The 21463-nt window shown below is 59.3% G+C and carries 21 protein-coding genes and 1 pseudogene; 6 read left to right on the top strand and 16 right to left on the bottom strand.

Going from position 1 to position 21463, the window contains the following annotated elements:
• The 4 genes from folP to secDF form a co-directional block, all read right to left on the bottom strand.
• Complete coding sequence (gene folP / locus ACESTR_RS05695; RefSeq protein WP_373178975.1) at positions 1-840, bottom strand: dihydropteroate synthase; 840 nt, start codon at positions 838-840, stop codon at positions 1-3.
• A complete protein-coding gene (coaE, locus tag ACESTR_RS05690; RefSeq protein WP_014776277.1) occupies positions 821-1411 on the bottom strand; it encodes a dephospho-CoA kinase in 591 nt (196 codons plus the stop codon). The genes folP and coaE overlap by 20 nt, the downstream gene beginning before the upstream one ends.
• Positions 1411-1809, bottom strand: a complete 399-nt coding sequence (locus ACESTR_RS05685; protein WP_039939635.1) for a hypothetical protein — start codon at positions 1807-1809, stop codon at positions 1411-1413. Before ACESTR_RS05685 ends, coaE begins: the two co-directional genes overlap by 1 nt.
• A 91-nt stretch (positions 1810-1900) precedes the next feature.
• The gene (secDF, locus tag ACESTR_RS05680) at positions 1901-4927 is read right to left on the bottom strand and encodes a protein translocase subunit SecDF (protein ID WP_130063195.1); all 3027 of its coding nucleotides are present in this window, start codon (positions 4925-4927) and stop codon (positions 1901-1903) included.
• A 147-nt stretch (positions 4928-5074) separates the two neighbouring features.
• Between secDF and ACESTR_RS05675 the strand changes: the two genes are divergently transcribed.
• The 3 genes from ACESTR_RS05675 (at position 5075) to ACESTR_RS05665 (ending at position 8267) form a co-directional block, all read left to right on the top strand.
• Positions 5075-5992: a DMT family transporter gene (locus tag ACESTR_RS05675; RefSeq protein ID WP_281512082.1), complete on the top strand. Its 918-nt coding sequence runs from the start codon at positions 5075-5077 to the stop codon at positions 5990-5992.
• An 18-nt stretch (positions 5993-6010) separates the two neighbouring features.
• Positions 6011-6829, top strand: a complete 819-nt coding sequence (locus ACESTR_RS05670) for a carboxypeptidase-like regulatory domain-containing protein (protein ID WP_337939372.1) — start codon at positions 6011-6013, stop codon at positions 6827-6829.
• A gap of 133 nt (positions 6830-6962) precedes the next feature.
• A complete protein-coding gene (locus tag ACESTR_RS05665) occupies positions 6963-8267 on the top strand; it encodes an alpha-L-fucosidase (protein ID WP_373178972.1) in 1305 nt (434 codons plus the stop codon).
• An 87-nt stretch (positions 8268-8354) separates the two neighbouring features.
• Here ACESTR_RS05665 and dnaK read toward each other — a convergent pair whose 3' ends face one another.
• The 6 genes from dnaK to ruvA all read right to left on the bottom strand — a co-directional run bounded on the left by dnaK (position 8355) and on the right by ruvA (position 14458).
• Positions 8355-10274 carry a molecular chaperone DnaK gene (dnaK, locus tag ACESTR_RS05660; RefSeq protein ID WP_039939637.1) on the bottom strand — a complete coding sequence of 640 codons (1920 nt, stop codon included), beginning with the start codon at positions 10272-10274 and terminating at the stop codon, positions 8355-8357.
• 588 nt (positions 10275-10862) lie between these two features.
• Positions 10863-11105 carry a hypothetical protein gene (locus ACESTR_RS05655; RefSeq protein WP_009596558.1) on the bottom strand — a complete coding sequence of 81 codons (243 nt, stop codon included), beginning with the start codon at positions 11103-11105 and terminating at the stop codon, positions 10863-10865.
• Between the two features lie 172 nt (positions 11106-11277).
• A complete protein-coding gene (locus ACESTR_RS05650; protein ID WP_014776270.1) occupies positions 11278-12867 on the bottom strand; it encodes a hypothetical protein in 1590 nt (529 codons plus the stop codon).
• 16 nt (positions 12868-12883) lie between these two features.
• Positions 12884-13510 (bottom strand): FKBP-type peptidyl-prolyl cis-trans isomerase, encoded by a 627-nt coding sequence (locus tag ACESTR_RS05645; RefSeq protein WP_014776269.1) that lies wholly within the window; start codon positions 13508-13510, stop codon positions 12884-12886.
• Positions 13511-13625: 115 nt separating this feature from the next.
• On the bottom strand, positions 13626-13769 hold the full coding sequence (locus tag ACESTR_RS05640; protein ID WP_009596561.1) for a hypothetical protein: 144 nt from the start codon (positions 13767-13769) through the stop codon (positions 13626-13628).
• A 104-nt stretch (positions 13770-13873) separates the two neighbouring features.
• Positions 13874-14458: a Holliday junction branch migration protein RuvA gene (ruvA, locus tag ACESTR_RS05635; RefSeq protein ID WP_009596600.1), complete on the bottom strand. Its 585-nt coding sequence runs from the start codon at positions 14456-14458 to the stop codon at positions 13874-13876.
• 98 nt (positions 14459-14556) lie between these two features.
• Here ruvA and ACESTR_RS05630 point away from each other — a divergent pair, with 98 nt between their 5' ends.
• The 3 genes from ACESTR_RS05630 to ACESTR_RS05620 all read left to right on the top strand — a co-directional run bounded on the left by ACESTR_RS05630 (position 14557) and on the right by ACESTR_RS05620 (position 17087).
• Positions 14557-15141, top strand: a complete 585-nt coding sequence (locus ACESTR_RS05630) for an OmpH family outer membrane protein (RefSeq protein ID WP_009596572.1) — start codon at positions 14557-14559, stop codon at positions 15139-15141.
• 213 nt (positions 15142-15354) lie between these two features.
• A complete protein-coding gene (gene cdaA, locus ACESTR_RS05625) occupies positions 15355-16155 on the top strand; it encodes a diadenylate cyclase CdaA (protein ID WP_009596597.1) in 801 nt (266 codons plus the stop codon).
• Between the two features lie 401 nt (positions 16156-16556).
• The gene (locus tag ACESTR_RS05620; RefSeq protein ID WP_278713798.1) at positions 16557-17087 is read left to right on the top strand and encodes a GNAT family N-acetyltransferase; all 531 of its coding nucleotides are present in this window, start codon (positions 16557-16559) and stop codon (positions 17085-17087) included.
• 85 nt (positions 17088-17172) lie between these two features.
• Here ACESTR_RS05620 and ACESTR_RS05615 read toward each other — a convergent pair.
• The 6 genes and pseudogenes from ACESTR_RS05615 to ACESTR_RS05590 all read right to left on the bottom strand — a co-directional run bounded on the left by ACESTR_RS05615 (position 17173) and on the right by ACESTR_RS05590 (position 21338).
• Positions 17173-17748: pseudogene (locus ACESTR_RS05615) on the bottom strand (YdeI/OmpD-associated family protein).
• 186 nt (positions 17749-17934) lie between these two features.
• Positions 17935-18300: a preprotein translocase subunit SecG gene (gene secG, locus ACESTR_RS05610; protein WP_009596569.1), complete on the bottom strand. Its 366-nt coding sequence runs from the start codon at positions 18298-18300 to the stop codon at positions 17935-17937.
• Between the two features lie 11 nt (positions 18301-18311).
• Positions 18312-18800, bottom strand: coding sequence for a hypothetical protein (locus tag ACESTR_RS05605; protein ID WP_302270130.1), 489 nt, complete (start codon positions 18798-18800; stop codon positions 18312-18314).
• A gap of 12 nt (positions 18801-18812) precedes the next feature.
• Entirely contained in the window at positions 18813-19322 is a 510-nt protein-coding gene (locus tag ACESTR_RS05600; RefSeq protein ID WP_009596529.1) for an LptE family protein, read from the bottom strand.
• A 78-nt stretch (positions 19323-19400) separates the two neighbouring features.
• Entirely contained in the window at positions 19401-20609 is a 1209-nt protein-coding gene (locus tag ACESTR_RS05595; RefSeq protein ID WP_009596552.1) for a sigma-54 interaction domain-containing protein, read from the bottom strand.
• The gene (locus ACESTR_RS05590) at positions 20610-21338 is read right to left on the bottom strand and encodes a hypothetical protein (protein WP_227042388.1); all 729 of its coding nucleotides are present in this window, start codon (positions 21336-21338) and stop codon (positions 20610-20612) included.
• Between the last annotated feature and the right edge of the window lie 125 nt (positions 21339-21463).

Genomic DNA, 21463 nt, shown 5'->3' with positions numbered 1-21463 from the left:
TTATTTGCGGTTCCGTTCGTATGCGTCGAAGAGCCTGACCGTATCGACGGCCTCCTGCACATCGTGCACGCGCAGGATCGCGGCCCCCTGACGCAGGCACTCCCAGCCGAGGGCGACGGTGCCCGCGAGCGATTCGGCGGGCGTGGCGTCGAGGACGCGGTAGATCATCGACTTGCGCGAAAGGCCCGCCAGTACGGGGTACCCCAGTGCGCAGAGACAGTGCAGGCCCGCAAGCAGCTCGTAATTCTGTTCGGTGGTCTTGGCGAAGCCGAAGCCGGGGTCGAGGATAATGTTCTCGCGTTTGATCCCGGCGGCGAGCAGGTCGGCGGTCTTCGTTTCGAAATAGGCCGTGACCTCGGCCGTGATGTCGCGTTTGTAGTCGGTGAGGGTCTGCATGGTCCGGGGATCGCCCTTCATGTGCATGGCGACGTAGGGCACGCCGTAGCGCGCGGCCGTGGCGGGCATCTGCGGGTCGAGTTCCCCGGCGGAGATGTCGTTGATGATGAGCGGACCGAATTTTTCGATCGCACGGGCGGCGACTTCGCTGCGGAAGGTATCGACCGAAATCAGGACGCCGGGCGCCAGACGCCGCACGGCCCCGATGCCCAGCTCCACGCGCCGCCACTCCTCGTCGGCAGGGACTTCGTCGGCGCCGGCGCGCGACGAATAGCCCCCCACGTCGATGATCGAGGCGCCTTCGGCGGCGGCCTCCTTCACGCGGCGTTCGACATGCGTCGCGTCGGGCATGCGGCTGCCGGCGAAGAACGAGTCGGGGGTGACGTTCAGGATCGCCATCACCTGCGGCCGGGAGAGGTCGAGATCAATGTCGTGCTGCTTCATGGCTGAATATGCGGTCGAGTTTGACAACGGCGGGTTCGAGGTCCTCCTCGAAGATATTGACGATCGCGTAGTCGGCACGGCCGCTCAGCGTATCGTCGTCCAGCTGGGCGGCGATGCGGCGGCCGACCTCATCGGGACCGCAGTCGTCGCGGCGGCAGGTGCGCTCGATGCGCAGTTCGCGCGGCGCGAGTACCGCAACGGTCTTATCGACGCACGTTTCGAGGCCGGCTTCGAACAGGATCGCGCTTTCGAGAATCACGTAAGGCCCCTCCTGCCGGGCGGCCCACGCATCGAAATCCGCCATCACGACGGGATGCACCAGCGCATTGAGGTCGGCGAGCGCCTGCGGATCGCTGAAGACAACGCCTGCGAGGCGGCTCCGGTCGAGCTGTCCGTCGCGGAAGGTGTCGGCTCCGAAACGTTCGGTGAGCCGCATACGCAGCGTGTCGTCCTGCTGCATGAGTCGTTTGGCCGCGGCGTCGGAATCGTAAACCGCAATGCCCTTTTGTGCAAAAAGGCGGCATACAGTGCTCTTGCCGCTGCCGATGCCGCCCGTTACTCCGATTTTCATCATGGTTTCTCTTCGGGATAATCCAGTTCGGGAACAGCGCCGATGGAGACCACCTTGATATCGCTGTAGCGTACCGAAATGGCGCTCTGCAACGACTGGGGGTCGATCACCACCTTGCCCTCGTGCCCCTCCTCGCGCGAACGCTTGTATTTGAGTTCCGAGAGCGGGATGCGCAGTGTCTTGTTCATGTAGACCCGGTAGCCGAACAGGTTGGTGCCGACGCCCTCGACGACGCACGTCACCTCGAAAGGCTCCCCGTCCACACTCACACGCACGACCTGCTCGGTGGTATAGGTATAGCTCAGTTTGGCGATATACCACAAAATGAACGACGCGACGAGCAGCGCAAGAAAGACCGGCGAGACGTAGCGGTGCATCCATTTCAGCAAATTATCCATTGTGCGTTGAAGTTCCATGATGCAAAGGTAAAAATAAAATGGACTGCAACAAACCGTGCAGTCCATTTTATTCGAATAGATATAAGGTGTATTACGCCTCCTTGTCGAATTTGGCGCGTTTGGACATCAGGTCGTAGGCGATCGGGGTGGCGATGAAGATCGTCGCGACGGTACCCACGATAACGCCGACGGTCAGCGCGAAGATGAAGCCGCGGATGGTCTCGCCGCCGAAGAAGAAGATCGCCAGCAGCGTCACGAGCGTCGTGCCCGAAGTGTTGATCGTACGCGACAGAGTCGAGTTGATGGCGTTGTTCACGTTCTCCTTGAGGTTGCGCTTGGGATACATGCCCAGATATTCGCGGATACGGTCGAAGACCACCACGGTATCGTTGATGGCGTAACCGATGATCGTAAGGATCGCGGCGATGAAGGCCTGATTGACTTCGAGGTTGAAGGGCACGAAGCCGTAGAGCATCGAGAAGAGACCGATGATGAACAGGGCGTTGACCGCGAGGGCGATCGTGGCGCCCGAAGCCCACTGCCAGCGCTTGAAGCGGAAGGTGATGTAAAGACCGATGGCGATGAGCGAGAACAACACCGAGTAGATGGCGTTCCACGTCATGTCCTTGGCGATCGAGGGACCGATCTTGTCGGCCGTCAGGATACCGTTGACGTCGGTCTGGGTATTGCGGAACTGCTCGAACGAAATGTCGTAGGAGTAGAGCGACTTCATGGCGTCGTAGATGATCTGCTCGACTTCGGCCGTAGCTTCGTCCGACGTGTCGTCATAACGGTACTGCGTCACGATGCGCATCTGGTTCTCGTTGCCGTACTGCTTGACCTCGAAGCTGATCGCCGAAGCGTCGGCATCGGCATGCTGCGCGAAGACCTGACCCAGATTCTGACGAACCTCTTCGGCCGAAACGGGCTTGTCGAAGCGGATGACGTAGGCACGGCCGCCGGTGAACTCGGCGCCGAGGTTCAGACCGCGGGCGACGAACGAGATGCACGACAGCGCGAGCAGGGCGACCGAGACGGTGTAGGCGACCTTGCGGACGCGGATGAAGTCGAAATGCGTATTGGTCAGGAAGTTCTCGGACCACTTGCGCGAGAAGGAGATATTGCCCCATTTGGCGACGATCCACTCGATCAAGAGACGGGTGATGAACACGGCGCTGAAGAACGAGGTGATGATACCGATGATGAGGGTCGTGGCAAAGCCCTGCACGGGACCGTTGCCGAAGATGAAGAGGACGATACCGGTGATGATGGTCGTCAGGTTACCGTCGATGATGGCCGAGTAGGCTTTCGAGAAACCGTCCTTGATAGCCAGCGAAAGGCCCTTGCCGCCGCGAAGCTCCTCCTTGATACGTTCGTAGATGATGACGTTGGCATCGACGGCCATACCCATCGTCAGCACGATACCGGCGATACCCGGCAGGGTCAGCACGGCGCCGAACGACACCAGAACGCCCATCAGCAGGAAGACGTTGGTAAGCAGGGCGATGTCGGACATCCAGCCTGCGGTCTTGTAGAACAGACCCATGTAGAGCAGGACGAGGATGAAGGCGATCAGGAACGAGAGCATACCCGCATTGATCGACTCCTGTCCCAGCGAGGGACCTACGACGGTGTCCTGAATGATTTTGGCGGGCGCGGGAACCTTACCCGAATTGAGCACGTTGGCGAGGTCCTTGGCTTCCTGAATGGTGAAGTCGCCCGAAATTTCGGAAGAACCCTTGTCGATCTTGGTGTTCACGCGGGGAGCCGAGTAGACGTAGCCGTCGAGAACGATGGCGATGCACTTGCCGATGTTCTCGCCCGTCAGACGCGCCCACTCCTGCGTGCCTTCGCCGTTCATCGACATCGAAACCACGGCGTTGGCGCCGCGCTGGGCGTACTGCTCGCGGGCTTCGGTCACGACGCTGCCGTCAAGCGGAGCCTTACCGTCGGGCGTCGAGATGCGGATCGCATAGAGGTAGAAGCGGCCGTCGATCTTGTCGTCGCCCTTGACGCCCCACTTGAAGGCGATGTCGGCGGGGAAGAGTTCGCGGACCGCAGGATTGGCCAGATATTCGTTTACGGCAGCCATGTCGGCCTTGTAGGCCGCACCGATGGCGGCGCCGCCCGCAAAACCGGGATCGAGAACCGCGAAGAGCGGGTTCTTCGCACGGTCGTAACGGTCGGTGTGCTCGGCTTCGGCAACAGCCGTGGTGTCGGAGCCGATCTCGGCGAGAAGGCCCTCGGCTTCGCCTGCGGGAGTCCCGGCGGCGGCAGCGGCTTCGACGGAAGCGACTTCGGGCTCTTGGGCGGCGGGAGCTTCGCTCAGCTCGGCCTTGATGAACTTATCGGCGGCGGCCAGTGCGGGAAGCACCTCGCGGGCGTCGTAGGTCAGCCAGAATTCGAGCGAGGCGGTACCCTGCAGCAGGTCGCGCACACGCTGCGGCTCCTTCACGCCCGGCAGCTCGACGAGGATTCGGTGCGAGTTGGGCAGGCGCATGATGTTGGGCTGCGTGACGCCGAAGTGGTCGATACGGCTGCGGAGCACGTTGAACGACGCGGCGATGGCGGCGTCGGTCTCGCGCTTGAGGATCTTCTCGACGTCGGCGTCGGAGCTTTCGAGCGTGATGTCCTTACGGTCGGGGCTGACGAAAACCGCCGCCAGCGAACCGCCGTTGGAGAGACGCTGGTAAGCCTTCACGAAGTCGGAGATATAGTCTTTCGAGGTGCCCTCCTTCAGCGCGGCGTTCGCCTCGGCGATGGCTTCGACGAATGCGGGGTCGTTCTGGCTGTCGCCGGCAAGCGCCTTGATGACGTCCTCGACCTGCACTTCCAGCATGACGTTCATACCGCCCTTGAGGTCCAGACCGAGGTTCAGCTCCTTCTCCTTGCACTCCTTGTAGGTGAATTTCTTGAATCCGAGGTTATAGACCCCGACATTCTGGACCGAATCGAGGTAATGCTGCTCCGCCTCGGACTGCTGTCCGACGGGGAACTGCGCGGCGTACTCGGCCGCTTTTTTCTCTACACTCCGCGTTTTGAACGTGAAGGAGAGCTGGTAAATACACGCAAGAGCCAAAAGGACCGCGAGTAATTTAATAGCACCTTTACTTTGCATTTGAGTTGAAAAATTTTGTTATTATTTGTTGTAATTATTGTCATTACGCATAATAGCACGCAAAGATAGGAAAAAAGAATTGAAAATCGGAAATTAAGAATTAAGATTTGCGCCCGGACGGCAAAAAATCTGTATTTTTGGGACCGTATGATAAAATATACCGAATACAAGTACCATGCAGCGGCGCTGTTCACCGTGGCGGTATGGGGCGCGACGTTCGTATCGACGAAGGTGCTGATCGCCCATTCGCTGACGCCTGCGGAGATATTCCTGCTGCGTTTCGCCTTGGCCTACGTCTGCATCTGGCCCCTGTCGAAAGGCCGCCTGCGGGCCGACGGATGGCGCGACGAAGCGCTGCTGGCCGCGGCCGGGGTGACGGGCGGATCGCTCTATTTCCTGACCGAAAACATGGCGCTGGAATACGCCCCGGCGTCGAACGTGTCGCTGATCGTCTGCACGGCGCCGGTATGGACCGCGCTGCTGCTGAGCCTCGCATACCGCGGCGAGCGGATGACGCGGCGGCAGATCGGGGGATCGGCGCTGGCGTTCGCGGGCATGGTGCTGGTGGTTCTCAACGGCCGTTTCGTGCTGCACCTCTCGCCCAAAGGCGATCTGCTGGCCCTGTCCGCGGCGCTGCTGTGGATGGTCTATTCGCTGGCGGTCAAACGCATCGGAGGCCGCTACCCCGCCGTTTTCATCACCCGCAAGGTCTTCTTCTACGGACTGCTGACGATTCTTCCGGTATTCGCCTTCCAGCCCTTCTCGGTCGGCGCGGAGGTGCTGGCGCGCCCCGCGGTGTGGGGCAACCTGCTGTTTCTGGGCGTCGTCGCGTCGATGCTCTGCTACATCCTGTGGAACGCCGCGATGCACCGGCTCGGAGCCGTAAGAACCACGAACTACATCTATTTCAACCCATTGGTCACGATCGTCACGGCCGCGCTCTGCATCGGCGAACGGATCACCGCGGCGGCTCTCGCCGGAGCGGCGCTGATCCTCTGCGGCATGTGGCGGGCGGAACGGCGGCCCGCATCGGGCAATAAAATCCCGCGGCCCGACGTTCCGTGATAAACCCGCAAAGTCAGCATGCTGAAATTCCTACTCGTCTGCGCCGCATTCGCGGCCCTGCCGATACAGGCGCAAACACTCTCCGGACGCATCGTCGGAGCGGACGCCCGACCGGTCCCCTACGCCAACATAGGACTCAAGAACCGCCCCGCGGGAACCGTATCCGGACGGGACGGCTCGTTTACGCTCCGCATTACCGACCTGAGCGTCCGGGACACGCTGCGCATATCCTGCATCGGATACGCCGCACGGGAGATTCCGGCCGCCGGACACGACGCACGGCCGCTGGAGATACGGCTGCAGGAGCAGCCCCAGACACCGCTGAGCCCCGTGATAACCCATATTCCCCGCAAACGCTACACCTTCGGCCGCAGCATCGGCAGCAACCGGTTCAGCGCGGCATTCCGCGCCGGGCAGGAAGGCGGCGAAATGGGCGTGAAATGCAAGCTCGGAAACCTCAGGGGAGAGTTGCAGCGGGTGCGGCTCAATCTGGCGGGATGCAAGGGCGTGGATACGCTCCATATGCGCATAAACGTCTACGCCATGCGGGGCGACCGTATCCGCAAAAACCTGCTCGCGGAACCGGTCTATTTCTCGGTTCCGGCGTCGGAGGCAGACAAGACGGCGACCGTAGACCTGCGGCCCTACGAGATATTCGTAAGAGGCGACTTCCTGATCTCGGTCGAGAACCTGACGCACATGCCGGCGGGGGCGAAATACTGGATTCGCGCCCGGCTGCTCTCGCGCACCTACACCCGCTACACGAGTCAGGCGCCGTGGAAGATGCGCAAGGCCGGGGTCGGGCTGAGCGTCGACGTGCTGGTGGAACCGGAATAGGAAACCGCGCCACCGGCTCCGTCCCTGCGGCGGAGCGTCCGGCCCTTCATTCCGGTCATTCGACGGCGGCGGCATTGTGCGGATTGCAAATTATTTGCTAAATTTGTCCGTATCACCAAACCCGACCGTCACCATGACCCGACTCTTCACCTCCTTCTGCGCCCTCGTGATCGCCACGGGCGCCTTCGCACAGGCCGGCTACCGCCCGGCCCCCGAAAACCTCCAGTCACGCAGCCAATTCGCCGAATGCCGGTTCGGCATATTCCTCCACTGGGGGCTTTACGCCATGCTCGCGCAGGGCGAATGGGCGATGACCAACCACAACCTCAACTACCGGGAGTACGAAAAGCTCGCGGGAGGATTCTATCCCTCGAAATTCGACGCGGACGCATGGGCCGAGGCTTTCCGCCAAGCGGGAGCGCGCTACGTCTGCTTCACGACGCGCCATCACGACGGATTCTCGATGTTCCGCACGGCGCAGACGCCCTACAACATCGTCGATGCCACGCCTTTCGCCCGCGACGCGGTGAAGGAGTTGGCCGACGCGTGTCACCGCCGCGGACTGCGCGTCCACTTCTACTACTCGCTGATCGACTGGTGGCGCGAAGACGCCCCGCGCGGCCGGACGGGACTCGGCACGGGCCGCCCGGCCGAAAAGGAGGACGCCGACGCCTATTTCGACTTCATGAAGGCGCAGCTCACCGAACTGCTGACACAATACGGCAACGTGGGCGCCATCTGGTTCGACGGCATCTGGGATCAGGACGAGAATCCCGGATTCGACTGGCGGCTGGGCGAACTCTACGGACTGATACACAAATTGCAGCCCGGATGCCTGATCATCAACAACCACCATCTCGCACCGTTCGAAGGCGAAGACGCGCAGGCGTTCGAACGCGACCTGCCGGGAGAGAACACGGCCGGATATTCGGGGCAGGAGATCAGCCGCCTGCCGCTCGAAACATGCCAGACGATGAACGGCATGTGGGGATACAAGATCACCGACCAAAATTACAAATCGGCGCAGACGCTCGTGCGCTATCTCGCAGGGGCCGCAGGACGCGGCGCGAACCTGCTGCTCAACATCGGTCCCCAGCCCGACGGCGCGCTGCCCGCGGCGGCTCTCGAACGGCTCGACAGCATGGGACGCTGGCTGCGCGCGAACGGCGAAACCATCTACGGCACGCAGGCGGGACCCGTAAGCCCGCGCAGCTGGGGCGTGACCACGCGCCGCGGCGACAAAATCTACGTACACATTCTCGACTGGCCCGACGAAGAGCTGTTCGTGCCCGTCAGGGACGAACGCATCCGGCAGGCGGTACGCTTCGCCGACAAACGCGCGGTCGCCTTCTCGCAGGACAAGGCGGGCGTGACGCTGCGCTTGGGCGAAAAGCCTGCGGGAGCGGACTGCATCGTGGAACTGACAGTCGGAAAATAGCAAAAAAAGATGCGGTCCGGAAATCCGGACCGCATCTCGAAAAATATATGTGAGCCTTACGGCTGAAGTGTTCGGAACACTTCGGGATTACTTCACCTCCTCGAACTCCACGTCCTCAGGCTGCGAACTGTCACCGTTCGACGCATTGCCGGCGTTAGCCTGCGACTGCTGGCCGGCATCGGCTCCGGGCTGGGCGCCCTGCGCCTGCTGCTGGGCGTAGATGTCCTGCGAAGCGGCCTGCCATGCGGCGTTCAGTTCGGCGATAGCCGTGTCGATAGCCGCGACGTCGGCGTTCTTGTGCGCCTCCTTCAGCTTGGCCAAAGCCCCCTCGATCGCCGATTTCTTGTCGGCAGGAAGTTTATCGCCGTACTCCTTGAGCTGTTTCTCAGTCGCAAAGATGTTCGAGTCGGCGGCGTTGATCTTGTCGATACGCTCCTTCTCCTCCTTGTCCTTCGCTTCGTTGGCCTTCGCCTCGTCGCGCATGCGCTGGATCTCCTGCTCGGTAAGGCCCGAAGAGGCCTCGATGCGGATCTTCTGCTCCTTGCCCGTGCCCTTGTCCTTGGCCGATACGTTCAGGATGCCGTTAGCGTCGATGTCGAACGTCACCTCGATCTGCGGCACGCCGCGCGGTGCGGCGGGAATGCCGTCCAAGTGGAAGCGGCCGATCGACTTGTTGTCGCGGGCCAGCGGACGCTCGCCCTGACAAACGTTGATCTCGACCGAAGGCTGGTTGTCGGCAGCCGTCGAGAAGACCTCCGACTTGCGGGTCGGGATGGTGGTGTTGGCGTCGATGAGCTTGGTCATCACGCCGCCCAGCGTCTCGATACCCAGCGACAGCGGCGTAACGTCGAGCAGCAGCACGTCCTTGACCTCGCCCGTGAGCACACCGCCCTGAATTGCGGCGCCGATGGCCACCACTTCGTCGGGGTTCACGCTCTTGTTGGGCGTCCTGCCGAAGAACTCCTCCACGATCTTCTGGATTGCGGGAATACGGGTAGAACCGCCCACGAGGATCACCTCGTTGATCTGCGAGGCGTCGAGACCCGCGTCGCGCAGCGCCAGTTTGCAGGGTTCGATGGTCTTGCGGATCAGGTGATCGCAGAGCTGCTCGAACTTGGCACGCGTGAGCGACATCACGAGGTGCTGCGGAATGCCGTTTACGGGCATGATATACGGGAGGTTGATCTCCGTCGTCGTCGAGGACGAGAGCTCGATCTTCGCCTTCTCGGCGGCCTCCTTCAGACGCTGGAGGGCCATCGGGTCCTGACGCAGGTCGATCTGGTGCTCGGCCTTGAACGCCTCGGCCATATAGTCGATCAGCACGTGGTCGAAGTCGTCGCCGCCGAGGTGCGTATCGCCGTTGGTGGACTTCACCTCGAAGACGCCGTCGCCAAGTTCGAGGATCGAAATATCGAACGTACCGCCGCCGAGGTCGTACACGGCGATCTTCATGTCGCTGTCCTTCTTGTCCATGCCGTAAGCCAGTGCGGCAGCGGTCGGCTCGTTGATGATACGGCGCACCTTCAGACCTGCGATTTCGCCCGCCTCCTTGGTGGCCTGACGCTGCGAGTCGGAGAAGTAGGCAGGAACCGTGATGACGGCTTCCGAAACCTCCTGTCCGAGGTAATCCTCGGCAGTCTTCTTCATCTTCTGAAGGATGATCGCCGAAATCTCCTGCGGCGTGTACTGACGTCCGTCGATATCGACGCGGGGCGTATTGTTGTCGCCCTTGACGATTTCATACGGAGCGCGTGCGATGTCGGAGGCCACCTGATCGTAACGCTCGCCCATGAAACGCTTGATCGAGAAGACCGTGCGTTTGGGGTTGGTGATAGCCTGACGCTTGGCGGGGTCGCCTACCTTGCGCTCGCCGTCCGCCGTGAAAGCCACTACCGACGGAGTCGTGCGGTGTCCTTCGGAGTTGGGAATAACTACAGGCTCGCTGCCTTCCATCACTGCCACGCAGGAGTTAGTAGTTCCTAAGTCGATACCAATAATCTTTGCCATAATCGTATATGAGTTTAATTGTTTATATTTTTTCCGTTTTCTTTCCGTGCCGCCGGAGTTCTTCCGCCCTGCGGGTCCGGAGCGCCGGTCACGCCCTGAATTTGAACAAAGGTTGTACCAAACGGCAATCTCTGCCAAATTGTCAGCAGAATGGCAGGCCGGGCCGGGAATATCGCCCCGGAAAGCAGGATGCAAGGTGTTATTTTGTCAGAAACGGCGCGGCGACCAAGCTGCGGAAGGCGGAGGCTTTTTCGAGGAAAGGCAGACCGACGGAACCGCTGCGGAACGACACGGCAAGCAGCTCCCGCAGACACGCAGGCCGGGATTCCGCGGATACAAAAGCCGTGGTCCGGACCGAACGGCAGCGGAAAGAGAAGCGGCGCAACGGCGGGCGATAAACAACCCGCGGCAAGGAATAGACAATGGACGACGACCAACAAACGGCGGGCGATGAACGATGGGCGGCGCAAAGGGCGATGCAAAGGGCGATGCAACGAAGACAGACAGGACTGCGGAGTCAGGCGGCAAAAAAACAGGCCTGCGCAACCGCAGGCCCGACGACACGGCCCGAAGGCCGGCATACAATATTTATTTCTGCTCGCCCAGAATACGCATCGCAACGTCGAGAATCGTCGTATCGTCCAGCGTAACCACGCCTCCGTCCGGCCCCGGCTCGAAATGGACACCCACGCATTCTTTCGCCTCGTGTTTCCCTCCGAAATAGTTGCGGACGGTGTCTACATCGATTCCTAACTCATCTGCAATGCGCTGCGAGCTGCCGCTGGGCAGTCTGTCCTTGATACGGCGCAACTCGTTAAATGTGATAATCATATCCGTTGAATTTTAAGTTGAAGTTCTGCATCACTAAGTTAATACATTTTTGGTGAACTGCAAAATTTCTGCCTTAAAAATGTGTAATAAAAACGAAACGGGGAGATAATAAAAAAGAAACCGCACTTTCCGTCGGGAAAGTGCGGTTTCAGTTTTCGTATCCGGCGCCGGATTACTCCTTCGGCTCGATGTAAAGCTGGAAAATAAGCGGCGTGAACGAGGGAATCTCGGTATTGATGGTCTTGACCGTAGTTCCCGTGCTGGAGCTGTTGTAGTCGCTGCCGTACATGTCGCCGTAATAACCGCCGTAGTAGCCGCCGTAACCGCCGTAATAGTTATTGTAGTAACCGCCGTAATAGCCGCCGCTGCCGTAATAGCTGTTGGCGTAATTCAGGTAGTTCAGGTAATCGTAATAGCTCGACGAATAACCGCTCGTGCCCGACGTGGAGGAGCTGGTCGATCCGGTCTTGCCCGACGAGCCATAGGCGTTGGTCGAAGTGGTGATCAGCTCGGCCCACTGGCCGTACTTGAGGTTGGGAATCGTGTAGTGGAAGGCTTCGATCATCTTTCTTTCCGACGGCTTATAGGAGAGCGCCGAACCGGCGGATTTGACCTCGCCGTAAATGATCTTCTTCACCTCGTCGATATTCGTATCGAAGATAAAGCCGTCGAGGAAACGCCCGATATACCAGATTTTGGCTGTACCTTCGAGCGTCACCGAATCGGCGTCGAGCTTCACGACGCCTTCGTATTTATCGTCGTCGTCAGGATAGAAACGCTTTTTCAGCGCTTCGGCGATCTTCTCATCGATCGTTTTTACGGACTCTTCGGTCACATAGGGTTCGTATCCCGAGTGGTACGGAGCCGGATAATCCAGCCGGTCTGCGGCCTGCGTCGGATCATAGCGCACGTTCACATAGAGCTGCGGAATGGTATCGCAGGCGCTGACCCAGCGTTTGTCGGTCACATAGGCGTGGTTCGGGTCTTCGGGATCGGTCGGACGAACGACGGTTTGCGTCTTTTCGTCGGCTTCCTTGCCGTAGACCAGCCGGCCGCCGTTGCCGTCGCTGAATTCGTCCACGTTTTTACCCTCGCGTTCGAGGGGGTTGCTGACCGTATCGCGGATCTCCATCGTGACAATGAACGGACGGTTGGCGCTCAGCGTATATTTGCTCGGAGAACCCTGCCCTTCATAGCCTCCCGTACCCTCGACGCCGTTGCCGACGACGGTAGAGGGCATGTAAAGCTGTATCTTGGAGCCGATGCGGAGCTGCAGCTCGGTAGAGGTGAGACGGCGCTCGGGATCGTTTTTATACTTGTCGAAATACTCCTGGTCGAGTTTCAGCGTGTTGCGCATGGCCAGCCACGTGCCCTCCATCAGTCCCGTATTTTCGGTGCCGCAATAGCGGTAAAACGGCACATAATGGGTATACTTGGAAAAAGCGCCCGTCAGCTTGGCGTCGGATGCACTGCGTGTGAGGATAATATTGCCGGCCAGATCGCGCCCCGTGAAGTCGAACGACACCCAGATCGGCTCCTTGTTGAGCGGATCTTTATCCGGCTCCCCGGCATCGAGTACGTCGATATAATAACCGCCGTCAGGCTGGTAGTTCTTCACCAGATCGGGACGGTGCTGGGTCATCCACGCTTCGAGCGCCTGATTCTCGAACTGAACGTACGATTCGTCTTCGTCTTTCGCACAGGATGTCAGCGCCAGAAGGCCGGCAACCGGCACGCATAAAAAACGGGTAATAAATTTCATATTTTCGGTTTGTATTTTACTCGACACTGTTTACCGTAAAAAAATAAGCGACGGGACTCTCCTTCGGGATCGTACTGAAGTTGATGTCGCCGTAAGCCATATTGTAGGTCATGTAGGATTCGACATAGTCGCCCTCACGACAACCAAGTAACGCTTCGTAAAGCCCTTTTATTATGCCGGAACCGCGCATATCTATCTCCAGCGGTTCGGACGACCACGCGCCCGGCGTCAGACCGGGACCGTTTTCGGGATCTTCCATCGCCGCGATCAGCACCGGATCGTTCGAATAATAGGGCACCGTAAGGTTGGTGGTGGACGTCGCGGGCGTCACGATATTGGCAAAGGTGAAGACGTAGGCGCTGAAAGTGACGGTCACCTTCGAGGTGCGCGTCACCTCGGTCCAGTTCACGCGGTCGGGGTTGTTGATCCCCGCGATGTAGCGGTAGACCGCGTTGCCCGAAGTGGTGAAGTAAGGCTCGTCGCTCCCCTCCTCCAGCTCCTCATAGGCCACGAGCTTGGGCGAATGGGTGCCGGTCAGGTAGGAGACGATCTTCGTCTTCTGCGTGGGCAGGATGTCCTCCTCGTCGGAGCATCCGGCCAGCAGCACCAGCGCCGCGAATATGGATATGAAAACTCTGCTCATCGTCGTATAATCGTGCAAATTTACAAAAACAATCCGATTTTACAGCATGAAACGCAAAAAAAGCCCCGGTTAGCATGCCGGGGCAAAAAAAAGACGGCCGAAGCCGTCGATTATGCTACCGATAATAGTCTTTCCGGGGATTTTTGAGACGTTGAATTCGCCGTTGCTTCAGATATATGACGCCTACACCGATCAGGAAGGCAAAGGCGAACACCCCTAGCAGGATACCGATAAAGCCAAGAGGGATTTGTTCTTCCATAAATCAATAATATCAAGTAACGGGTGCGAAGGTATAGCAAATATCTTACCAAACCAAACAAACGGGGGGGGAATTATTCGATTTCGTTGATGAAAAAAGACTTTTCATAGGCTTTTTAAGCCCATTCGCACCAAATCCTCGACCGAAGCCCCCGGATTTTCGCGCAGAATGCCGCGAAGAGCCTTCTCGGCGGCAGTTTTGGCAAAGCCGAGCATGACCAGCGCCGCGAGCGCCTCTTCGAGCTTTTCGCCGTTGCCGGCAGCCGGAAGAGCGGCGTCGGCGTCGCCCAGTCCGGTGAGCTTGCCGCTCAGCTCGACGATGATTTTCTGGGCGGTTTTCAGCCCCAGCCCCTTGACGTTTTTCAGCAGCACGGCGTTGCCCGAAGTGATGATGCCCTGCAATTCGCGCGGCGAATAGGTCGAAAGGATCATCCGGGCGGTATTGCCGCCGACGCCCGACACGCTGATCAGATGGCGGAAGAGTTCGCGCTCGGTTTTGGTCGCGAAACCGTAGAGCAGCTGCGCGTCCTCGCGCACGACGTAATGGACGTACAGACGGGCCGTCTCGGTGTGCTCGATGGCCGAAAACGTTTCAAGCGAGATATGGAGGTAATAACCTACCCCGCCGGCATCTATAACTGCGTATGCGGGAGCGACTTCGGCCACCGGACCGCTGATGTATTCATACATGGAGTCAAAATTTACAAGGCGTGGGGCAAAAATAAAGATTTTTTTTTACCTTTGTGATTCAAAAGCGGAATATTTAACTAAACCCGATAAAAAACGACATGAAAAAAATGCTTTTTACGGCGCTTGTTGCGGCTTGCGCCATGACGGCCTGCGGTACGAAAACCACTGAGACGGCGGCCGCCGCAGAAGAGGCGACCCGCGAAATCGGCTCAAGCGACATCGCCTATGTACAGGTGGAAGCCGTGCTGGCTCAGTGCGATCTTTTCCTGAACGAAGGCAAGGCCCTGCAGGAGAAGACCCAGAAGGCGCAGAAGAGCTGGGCGCAGAAGGAGCAGAACCTTCAGTCCGAAGCCGCCCAGTTACAGGAGAAGTATCAGAAGGGACTGATTACGACCAACGACGCGCAGGCCCAGCAGCAGAGCATCGAAAAGCGCGTGGCCGCCTACCAGTCCTCGGCGCAGAAAGAGGCGCAGGCGCTCGACGAAGAGAACTTCGTATTCACCAACCGGGCGCAGGATCTGCTGCACCGCGCCGTGCAGGATATCAACGCCGGCAAGAAGTACAAGCTGATCATCAACTCGACGGCCCTTATCGACGCCGACACGACGCTCAACATCACCCCCGCCGTGCTGGCGAAGGTAAACGAGCTGTATGCGGCCGACCAGAAAGCCGAGAAGAAATAAGCAATCCGGTTCCGCTGCATGAATAAGAGCCGTCCCCTGCGGGACGGCTTTTTTCGTGGACGCGCCTGCGTGGGGAACCGCCGAAACATGCCTGCCGGGCTGCGGCGACCGGCAGGCCGGCAGCACATCGGCACGACTTATTGAGGCCCGACCGAGGAAAAGTCCGTATTTTTTTATACATTTGCAGGAAAACTAAAAAGCAACGCACACGCAATGGGTTTCGTTCCGTTCACATTCGTCGATTTCATAGACATCATTCTGGTCGCCGTGATCATGTACTGGATCTACCGCATGACCAAAGGCACCAACGCGCCCTATATTCTCTCAGGCATCATCGCCATCTACCTGCTATGGGTCGTCGTGCGGACGCTCAACATGGAACTGCTCTCCACAATTCTGGGACAGCTGATTTCGGTCGGAGCCATTGCGCTGATCATCGTCTTCCAGCCCGAACTGCGACGCTTCCTGCAGATGATCGGCATGCGCCAGAAACATTTCAACTTCATCACCCGCATCTTCTCGACGGGCGACGATGCGGTGCAGACCAACGTCGTGCCGATCGTCACGGCCTGCCGCGAGATGTCGGAAACGAAAACCGGCGCGCTGATCGTCATCGGACAGCAGAGCGACCTGCGGCTGATCGCCGAGGGCGGCATCGCACTCGACGCAAAGGTTTCGACGCCGCTGATCCGCAATATCTTCTTCAAGAACGCCCCGCTGCACGACGGCGCCGCAATCATCGAAGGCGACCGCATCGTGGCCGCCAAGTGCATCCTGCCCGTAACGCAGAGCGACGTTCCCAAATCGTACGGCACGCGCCACCGCGCCGCGATCGGCATGAGCGAGATTTCGGACGCCATCATCATCGTCGTTTCCGAAGAGACGGGCGGCATTTCGATCGCACAGAGCGGCGAACTGCGCCGTGACATCGATCCGGTACGGTTGCAGCAGACCCTGCAACGCTATCTGACGATCAACACCCGCAAGCGTTCGAAAAAAGAGGTGGCCGAGTAGGGCCGCAGAAAGCGAGGGCTGTTTCCTCCGGCCGTAAAAGAGCGGACGACCGGACCGGTAGTTGAATCCGGGCCGCAGAAGAGCGGACGATCGGACCGGTAGTTGAATCCGGGCCGCAGAAGAGCGGACGATCGGGCCGGCTGAATCCGGACGCTGTTGAAGAGCAGACAGCTCCCGACAAACCGAAAAACGGCAGGACAGAAGTCCCGAAATAAAAAAAGAGGCGGACAAATGTCCGCGGCCGGGAGCGGTAAACGCCCGGCAGACAACTGCAGTCGGAAGCAGCCGATCCGGTTCCGGAAAACACACGGCGGCGGGACCGGCTGCGATGCGAAGCCGAAATCCGAACGGCATTCGGAATACGGTATCTACATCCACCAATTCAAAACAGAATTTGCGAAATGATTTTTCCAGCACCTACACCCCGGCTCGTGCTGCGCGCATGGCGGGAAGAAGACCTCGGAACATTTACGGCCATGAACGCCGACCCGCGCGTGATGGAGTACTTTCCGGCACCGCTGGCGCCGGAGCAGTCGGCGGAATTCATAGAACGCATACGCGAGGAGTTCTCGACCGAGGGATTCGGCCTGTACGCCGTCGAGCGGCGCGAGGACGGCGAGCTGCTCGGTTATACGGGGCTGCACCGCGTAACGTTTACGGGCATGAAGGATAAAATCGAAATCGGTTGGCGCCTGCGGGCCGAGTTCTGGGATCAGGGTTATGCGACGGAAGCGGCGCAGGCCTGCGTAGCGCTCGCCGCAAAGCTGGGCATCGAAGAACTGGTAGCCTTCACGACCGTCACGAACCTGCGCTCGCAGCGGGTCATGCAGAAGCTCGGCATGGAGCTTTTGTGCGAGTTCGACCACCCCGCCCTGCCCGAAGGCCATCCCCTGCGACGGCATGTGCTCTACCTGATCGGGACTGAAAAATAGAAGCGGCGAAACAGGAGCTGCCGGGAGGCCGGTCCCGTCGGGCAGCCGCAAGAGCGGGCAGCCCGTCCGGCCATGCACCGGAATTTTATTTCGAATAGTATTTTTCAATTCCGCCGAATCCCCGTATCGTCTTATTTTCCTTCGTCTTGCAAATGAAGTGGTTCAACCGCTTCCCGAACTCTTCGGGACGCGACCTCGCAGCTTCGATGTAGGCAATGCGGATACGTTTATAGGTTTCCGGAAAACGGCAGTAGTTTCTCTAGACCGTTCGATCTTCTTTCAGCCGGTCGATGATATCGTCCGGAAATACAAAAGGGACGGAAAGCACCTTCTGTATCTTCTCCTCGAATTTCGGGTGTATCATTCCATTGTCCATGAGCCATTTAAGTCTTTCCTTATTGGCTTGCGAGTAAGGACTTTTGGGATTTCTGGGGGTGAAACGCTGAATTTTATGCTCTGCGTCGAGGGGTCTTATCGTGCTGTCGATCCAATCGAAACAAAGGGCTTCTTCAACCGCATCATTATATACGATGCTTTTCTTACCGGACGACTTATGCGGAAACACGAACCATATCTCACGGGCCGTATCGAAATTGTCAGTCAGCCATCTCCGCCACTCCTCGCGGTTTTCAAAATACTTTATTCCACTTTCCGTTGTCATAATAACCGATTTTGGATTCGAGCGATTGTCCTGCACCCGACAATACTTCGGCGCAGGACGTACGACCGAATACGGGAAAAACGAAAAGCCGTGGAAAATCCACGGCTTGTAAAATATCAGACAGCACCCGCATCGGCCGGGAACCCCGTTCCTCGCGGCCGGCACTGTCCGGCTGAAACCCAGCCCCTATTCGGCCGACTGCTCGGCGGGAACTTCGGCGGCGGGAATCTCGGCCTGCGGCATCGTGGCGGGAGTTTCCGACTCGATAACGCGCTCCTGAAGCGCCTTAACGTCCTTCGAAATCTCGCTGTTGCTCTCGGCGACAAGGCCTTTGTCCATAGCCAGCGTAGCGACCAGACTCAGCACGACGATAGCAATGGCCATCGTCCACGTGAATTTCTCCAAAAAGTCCGAAGTCTCGCGCACGCCCATCACTTGGTTCGACGCGCCGAAGTTGGCGGCCATGCCGCTCTTGGGGTTCTGCACCAATACCGCAAGGATGATCAATACGCTCGCGATGAGTATCAGGGCAATGCAAATCGTGTATAACATATCGTTGAATTTTAATTATTGTTTTCCAATTTGCCAATTAGCTCGGCAAAGTAAACACTTTTTTCGGGATTTAGCAAACTTAATTTGCGATAAATCGCTATTGCTTTGTCACAAAGCCCCTGCGCGAGATAGATTTCGGCCAGCTCTTCGCTCACGACCTCGTCGTCGTCGTCCAGCTCGGCGGCCGTGCGGACCTCCTCCTCCGGTTCGCCGTCGGCCGCGACGATGCGCAGGTCGTCCTCCTGCAGAAAGCGGTCGATGATGTCGTCCGACGAAAGCCGCAGGACGGCCTCCGCATCGATCGGTCGGCGCAGCAGCGAACTCTGCGCCCGCCACGGGGCCGTGACGGCCAGCCGCGGATCGCATATCCCGGTTACGCTCTCCCGTGCGATACGGACCGGAGCGAACCATTCGTAACGCGCCGCGAGGGCGTCCAGCTCCCCGGCGGAAGGGCGCTCCGCGGTGGCGGGCGATGCGAGGTATTGTCTGAAATCCGTCATGCCGCGCAGGTTTTACCAGTTGGAGGCCGAAGCCTGAAAAATATCCGTAACCAGTTTATCGACGATCTGGGGGATCAGCTCGCCCTCGACCTCGGAGAGCAGCCGCGTGGATTCGTAATCCTCGAAAGCCGTGAACGTCCGGTTGAACGACATTTTTTCGTCGAGCGCATTCGTGAAGCGCACCTTGACGGTGATCGAAAGGCGGTTGAGCACCGCGTAGTCGTCGGTCGAAACCGACGAGGTCGCCGACATGTAGTTGGTGATCTCGCCCTCGAAGGCGAAGTCGCCGCCCTCCTCGACCTGCATCAGGCGGGTACGGCGGGTGAACATGTCGACCAGCGCATCGGTGAGCGTCGAACTGAGGATCGGCGCGACCATCGTGGCGTTGTTGGGGAAATAGGCCACGCTGAAGGTCTTGGCGTCGGGCGGAATCGAAGCGCCCGAAAGCGAATATTTGATGGCCACGCCGCAGCCCGTCAGCAGGGCGGCGCAAAGGGCCGTGATTGCGAATTTTATCTTCATGCCGAAATTCTATCGTTTTACTCCGGTTCGGAACCGGTTATTTTCAGTGCACTCCGCCGGACGATCCGGGGAGGGCCGTCAGTTCTCTTCGATGCCCAGCTCCTTGATCTTGCGGTAGAGCGTGCGCTCGGACATGAACAGCTCGGCGGCGGCTTCGCGGCGGCGGCCGTTGTTGCGGCGCAGGGCGCGGATGATCTGCTCGCGCTGCATGTCAGCCTTGGTCATCTCGCGCGGCGGCTCGTCGGTCACCTCCTCGCTCTCGGCGAAGACCGGAACCGAGCCTGCTGCATAGACGGGCGCGGAGCTTTGCGCCGTGGTCGACAGCAGCGCCTTGACGTCGCGGACCGGCTCCTGACAGGGGTTGTGCAGCAGCTCGGACATCATCCGCTTCAGGTCGTTGATGTCGGCGCGCATGTCGAAAAGCACCTTGTAGAGCAGTTCGCGTTCGGTGGACATCGCATCGTCGACCGGCGCCCCGCCCATCATGACGGGAGCGCCCCCGCCCTGCGGCGGCAGGTATTTGGCCAGCACGTCGGGCGTAATGAGACGCGTCTGCTCGATGGCCGATATCTGTTCAGCAACGTTTTTCAGCTGGCGGATATTGCCCCGCCAGTAATAATGCATCAGCATCTCGCGCGCCGCGGGATCGAGCGTCACGGCGGGCATGCGGTACTGCACAGCCACGTCGGCGGCGAATTTGCGGAACAGCAGCGGAATGTCCTGCGGACGCTCGCGCAGCGCCGGGACGGTGATCGGCACCGTGCTCAGGCGGTAATAGAGATCCTCGCGGAAGCGGCCCGAAGCGATGGCCTGCTGCAAATTCATGTTCGTGGCCGCGACGACGCGGACGTCGGTCTTCTGGACCTTCGACGAACCGACGCGGATGAATTCGCCCGTCTGCAGCACGCGCAGCAGGCGCGCCTGCGTCGGATGCGGCAGTTCGGCGACCTCGTCGAGGAAGATCGTTCCCCCGTCGGCCTCCTCGAAGTAGCCCTTGCGGGCTTCGAGCGCTCCGGTGAAGGAGCCTTTCTCGTGGCCGAAAAGCTCCGAGTCGATCGTGCCTTCGGGAATGGCCGCGCAGTTGACGGCTATATATTTATTGTGTTTGCGGGCCGAGTAAGCGTGGATGACCTGCGGGAAAAACTCCTTGCCCACGCCGCTTTCGCCCGTGACGAGTACCGTCAGGTCGGTCGGAGCCACGCGCACGGCGACCTCCAGCGCCCGGTCCAGAAGTTCCGAAGCGCCGATGATGCCGAAGCGTTGTTTGACTGTGGTGATATCCGTCATTTATTCCGTAATGGGTTGTTCTGGTTGTGCCGCATCGCCGGACGCCGCGGTATGGGTGTCGGCAGGCTGTTCGAGGTACTGCATCTCGGTCTCCCGGTCCTTCGCCTCGCGCAGATAGCCGAACGCGATGGCCGCGACGGCGAGGGCCGCGGCGATCAGGGCGATCCAGATGAAGCGGTCCGCCTTGCGGCGGCGCGGAGGACGGTCCACGTAAGTATAGGCGTCGGTGTTTTTGGGCGGCTTGCCGTAGCGCAGGCCGCGCACCGAAGGGTCGGGAGCCATCTTGGCCGAAATCGAAACGCGAGGTTCGTCGATGGGTTTACCGACGGGTTCCGGCTTCCCGCCGGCCGCAGGCGCCTTGTCGGCGATTACGGGAGCAGCCCCGGCAATGCGGGATTCGAAGACGAAGGCGATGGTGCCGTTGGGACCGGGCTTCATCACGCCGAAACCGTCGAGCCGGAATTCGGCGCCGTGCTCCACGGCGTGGCGCACCTCGAAGACGAAGCGGTCGATCTCCCCCGCCGCTTCCAGTTCGCTCAGCCCCCCGCCGATAAGCAGACGGCGGAGCGTTCCGTCGTCACGTTTCAGAAGTTCCGAGAAAACGATGCTTACGCCCGGCTCCTTGACGATAAACGTCCCAAGCTGGGGAACGACGAGCCGTTTGTGCGACTCCAGATATTGCGATATGGTGTGAATCAACACGATTGAAATCTTGCTTGAAATTTGCACCAAAAGTACCTTTTTTCGAAGAAAAAACCAAAATTCGGGGGGAGTTTTTCAAAATAATCCGGCAAAGTGTTGGTTATACGAAAAATATTCGCCTACTTTGCATCCCGTTTTTTCGGAAAATCCGG

This window comes from Alistipes sp. DJF_B185 (assembly GCF_964250025.1).
In the GTDB taxonomy this organism is placed as follows: Bacteria; Bacteroidota; Bacteroidia; order Bacteroidales; family Rikenellaceae; genus Alistipes; species Alistipes finegoldii.
Note: the sequence above shows the minus strand (reverse complement) of the source record. Positions and strands in the feature narration are given on the sequence as shown.

Coding starts and splice junctions, on each gene's coding strand:
- secDF (WP_130063195.1), bottom strand. CDS start 4,927: ATGCAAAGTAAAGGTGCTATTAAATTACTCGCGGTCCTTTTGGCTCTT.
- ruvA (WP_009596600.1), bottom strand. CDS start 14,458: ATGTATGAATACATCAGCGGTCCGGTGGCCGAAGTCGCTCCCGCATAC.
- ACESTR_RS05630 (WP_009596572.1), top strand. CDS start 14,557: ATGAAAAAAATGCTTTTTACGGCGCTTGTTGCGGCTTGCGCCATGACG.
- ACESTR_RS05640 (WP_009596561.1), bottom strand. CDS start 13,769: ATGGAAGAACAAATCCCTCTTGGCTTTATCGGTATCCTGCTAGGGGTG.
- ACESTR_RS05620 (WP_278713798.1), top strand. CDS start 16,557: ATGATTTTTCCAGCACCTACACCCCGGCTCGTGCTGCGCGCATGGCGG.
- coaE (WP_014776277.1), bottom strand. CDS start 1,411: ATGAAAATCGGAGTAACGGGCGGCATCGGCAGCGGCAAGAGCACTGTA.
- ACESTR_RS05665 (WP_373178972.1), top strand. CDS start 6,963: ATGACCCGACTCTTCACCTCCTTCTGCGCCCTCGTGATCGCCACGGGC.
- ACESTR_RS05650 (WP_014776270.1), bottom strand. CDS start 12,867: ATGAAATTTATTACCCGTTTTTTATGCGTGCCGGTTGCCGGCCTTCTG.
- ACESTR_RS05670 (WP_337939372.1), top strand. CDS start 6,011: ATGCTGAAATTCCTACTCGTCTGCGCCGCATTCGCGGCCCTGCCGATA.
- ACESTR_RS05605 (WP_302270130.1), bottom strand. CDS start 18,800: ATGACGGATTTCAGACAATACCTCGCATCGCCCGCCACCGCGGAGCGC.
- ACESTR_RS05685 (WP_039939635.1), bottom strand. CDS start 1,809: ATGGATAATTTGCTGAAATGGATGCACCGCTACGTCTCGCCGGTCTTT.
- ACESTR_RS05675 (WP_281512082.1), top strand. CDS start 5,075: ATGATAAAATATACCGAATACAAGTACCATGCAGCGGCGCTGTTCACC.
- folP (WP_373178975.1), bottom strand. CDS start 840: ATGAAGCAGCACGACATTGATCTCGACCTCTCCCGGCCGCAGGTGATG.
- dnaK (WP_039939637.1), bottom strand. CDS start 10,274: ATGGCAAAGATTATTGGTATCGACTTAGGAACTACTAACTCCTGCGTG.
- secG (WP_009596569.1), bottom strand. CDS start 18,300: ATGTTATACACGATTTGCATTGCCCTGATACTCATCGCGAGCGTATTG.
- ACESTR_RS05600 (WP_009596529.1), bottom strand. CDS start 19,322: ATGAAGATAAAATTCGCAATCACGGCCCTTTGCGCCGCCCTGCTGACG.
- ACESTR_RS05595 (WP_009596552.1), bottom strand. CDS start 20,609: ATGACGGATATCACCACAGTCAAACAACGCTTCGGCATCATCGGCGCT.
- cdaA (WP_009596597.1), top strand. CDS start 15,355: ATGGGTTTCGTTCCGTTCACATTCGTCGATTTCATAGACATCATTCTG.
- ACESTR_RS05655 (WP_009596558.1), bottom strand. CDS start 11,105: ATGATTATCACATTTAACGAGTTGCGCCGTATCAAGGACAGACTGCCC.
- ACESTR_RS05645 (WP_014776269.1), bottom strand. CDS start 13,510: ATGAGCAGAGTTTTCATATCCATATTCGCGGCGCTGGTGCTGCTGGCC.